General features: G+C 78.5%; 1 protein-coding gene and 1 pseudogene. Both read right to left on the bottom strand.

Annotated elements, in window-relative coordinates:
• A pseudogene (locus HCN52_RS23655) lies at window positions 1–827 on the bottom strand (ABC transporter ATP-binding protein); the annotation flags it as partial.
• The gene (locus tag HCN52_RS23650; RefSeq protein ID WP_312876855.1) at window positions 824–2,512 is read right to left on the bottom strand and encodes an ABC transporter ATP-binding protein; all 1,689 of its coding nucleotides are present in this window, start codon (window positions 2,510–2,512) and stop codon (window positions 824–826) included. The pseudogene HCN52_RS23655 and the gene HCN52_RS23650, both read right to left, overlap by 4 nt.
• Window positions 2,513–2,666 lie beyond the last annotated feature (154 nt).

The raw sequence follows: 2,666 nt of genomic DNA, 5'->3' as shown, positions 1-2,666 counted from the left end.
GCGAGCGCCCGCGCCGCCGCCTCCTGCTCCGCCGCCAGCGCGGAGTAGCGGGCGGCCTCACCGGCCGAGCCGCCCGTCGCCGCGAGGTCGCGCAGGCCGCCGGCGAGCGCCCCGCTGTGCTCGGCGAGCCGTTCGTCGGCCTCCAGGTAGGCACGTTGGCGGCCCGCCATCGGCACCAGGGTGGCCAGGAACAGCACCCAGCCGACCACGATCGGCGGCAGCACGACGACCAGCAACGGCGGTGCCAGTACCGCGAGTCCCACGACGGCGCCGGCGCCCGCGAAGAGGCACGACCGGGTCGCCATCACCAGGCCCGCCCAGCCGTCCCGCGCGATCTCACTCTGATGGGTCGCCCGGGAGACGGCACCGGTGCGGTTGGCCTCCGGGCGCCCCAGGGCCTCGTTCAGGGCTCGCGCGGAGGCCCGGCGGACCAGACCGTCCCGCAGGGGCTCGACCAGGTCCGCCAGCCTGCCGAACAGACCCCGGGCAGTGGCCGCGGCGGGCAGCGCCGCGAGCGCCGCCACCGTCAGCCAGACCAGACCGACACCCGGCCGCCCGGCCAGGAACCCCCGGTCGAGCGCCTGCGCCACCCCGAACCCCGTCAGGAACGTCTGGACGAACTCCACCAGCGACCACGCGCACAGCCCCAGCACCGCCCGCCATCGCCGCCGCAGGAAGGGCAGCCCCTGACGCCCGACGCGGCGCAGTGCGCCCCGGGAAGCGGAGCGCCCCGTCCGGTGGCGGGCCGGCGCCACCGCCTGCGCGGTGGCCCGGTCGTCCCCGGCGGGCTGCCCCTCGACAGCCGTCTCCGACCGGCCGCCGCTCACGGCCGGGCCCCGTGCTCGCCGACCGTGTCCCGCCGCGGCTCCGCGGACGGGGGCGCCTCCGCGCCGCGGAAGACGGCCCGGTAGGCCGGGTCGCGCCACAGCTGTTCATGGCGGCCGATGCCGCGCACCGTGCCGTCCGCCAGCCACACCACCCGGTCCGCCCGTGCCGCGGTGGAGGCGCGGTGCGCGACCACGAGGCGGGTGCACCGCCCGTCGTGGCGGTCCAGCGCCCGCTGCACGCGGCGTTCCGTGGCGGTGTCCAGCCCGGAGGTCGCGTCGTCCAGGATCAGCAGGCGGCCGGGGCGGGCGAAGGCACGGGCCAGCCCCAGGCGCTGCCGCTCCCCGCCGGAGAGCGGCGCCCGCTCCACCGGGGTGTCGTACCCCTCGGGCAGCAGCCGCACGAAGCCGTCCGCCTCCGCGGCCTCCGCGGCGGCCCGTACCGCGCCCGCGTCCGGCGGGTCCGCGCCGAAGGCGATCGCGTCGGCCACCGTCGCCCCGAAGAGCACCGGCGCGGCGAATGCGTACGAGACCTCGCGGCGCACCCGGTCGGGGGCGACGTCGCGCAGCGCCACGCCGTCCAGGGCGACCGATCCCGCGTCCGGGTCGCACAGCCGCCCCGCGACCGCCGCCAGGACCGATTTGCCGGAACCGGAGAGCCCCACCACCGCCATCGAGCTGCCGCCCGGCACGCGCAGCGTGACGTTCCGCAGCAGCGCGCGCCCTCCCCGGGTGACGTCGACGCCCGTGACGGTGAGGGTGCCGTGGCCGCCCGGGGGCAGCACGGCGCCGCGGTGTCCCGGCTCGGGCAGTGCGAGGACCGGCCCCAACCGCTCCCCGGCCGCTCTGCTGCGCGCCAGCGCGCCGAGGGCGCCGGTCACGGCTCCGATACCCATCGCCAGGGCCGCGTAGCGGCTCACCGTCACCAGTTCGCCGACGGTCAGCGCCCCTGCGGCGAGCCGCAGCCCCGCGACCCCGAGCACCAGCGCGGTGAGCACGGGCAGCAGCACCGAGCTCAGTCCCACCGCCCGCCCGTGGACCCGCCAGGTGCGGCGCCCGTGGGCCGCGAGCTCGCCGAGGGGCGCGGTGATCCGCGCATGCTCCTGCCGCGCGCTGCCCGCGGCGCGTACGGTCGCCGCACCGTCCACCGCCTCCGCCAACCGGGTGGCCACCACCGCCTGGGTCCGCTGGTAGTCGGCGGTGACGGCACCGGTGTCCCGGGTGAACGCGCGCAGCAGCAGGACCAGCGGGGGCACACCGAGCAGGAACGCCAGCGCCGTCCAGAAGTCGGTCACCGCGACGCCGATCAGCCCACCGACCGGCAGCAGGACCGCGCAGAGCGCGCCCGCGGCGGCCACCGGCGCCCCCGCGGCGGCCGTCGCGGTCGCCGTCAGGCGGGTCGTGAGGTCCCCGGGGGAGAACTCCGCCGCCCGCCGCGGTTCGGTGCGCAGCAGCCGGTCCAGCGCCAGCTCCCGCAGCCGGGTCGTGAGCCGGGCGGAATGGACGCCTCCCAGCACGGTCACCGCGGCGTCCGACGCGGTCTCCGCCACCACGAGCGCCGCGCAGACCGCGATCCACGCCCACGGCACGGCCCCGCCGCCGAGCAGGCGGTCGATGGTCAGGCCGAGGGCCAGCGGCATCGCGAGGGCGCAGAGCGCCCCCGCGATGTCGCAGACCAGCACCGCCACGGCGGGAACGGGCCGGTGACGGAAGAGCGCCGGCAGCAGGGCCTCGGTGCCGGGACGGACGGCGGGCGGAGGGGGCGGAGGCGGGGGGAGGAGAGCCCGGTGGAGGCGCGGACCTCCAGCTCCGTCTCGTCGTCCGTGGCCAGCAACAGGAAGG

It is taken from the genome of Streptomyces bohaiensis (assembly GCF_012033785.1).
GTDB lineage: Bacteria > Actinomycetota > Actinomycetes > Streptomycetales > Streptomycetaceae > Streptomyces > Streptomyces bohaiensis.
The sequence above is the reverse complement of the archived record's forward strand: the minus strand, read 5'-3'. Positions and strand labels throughout refer to the sequence as shown.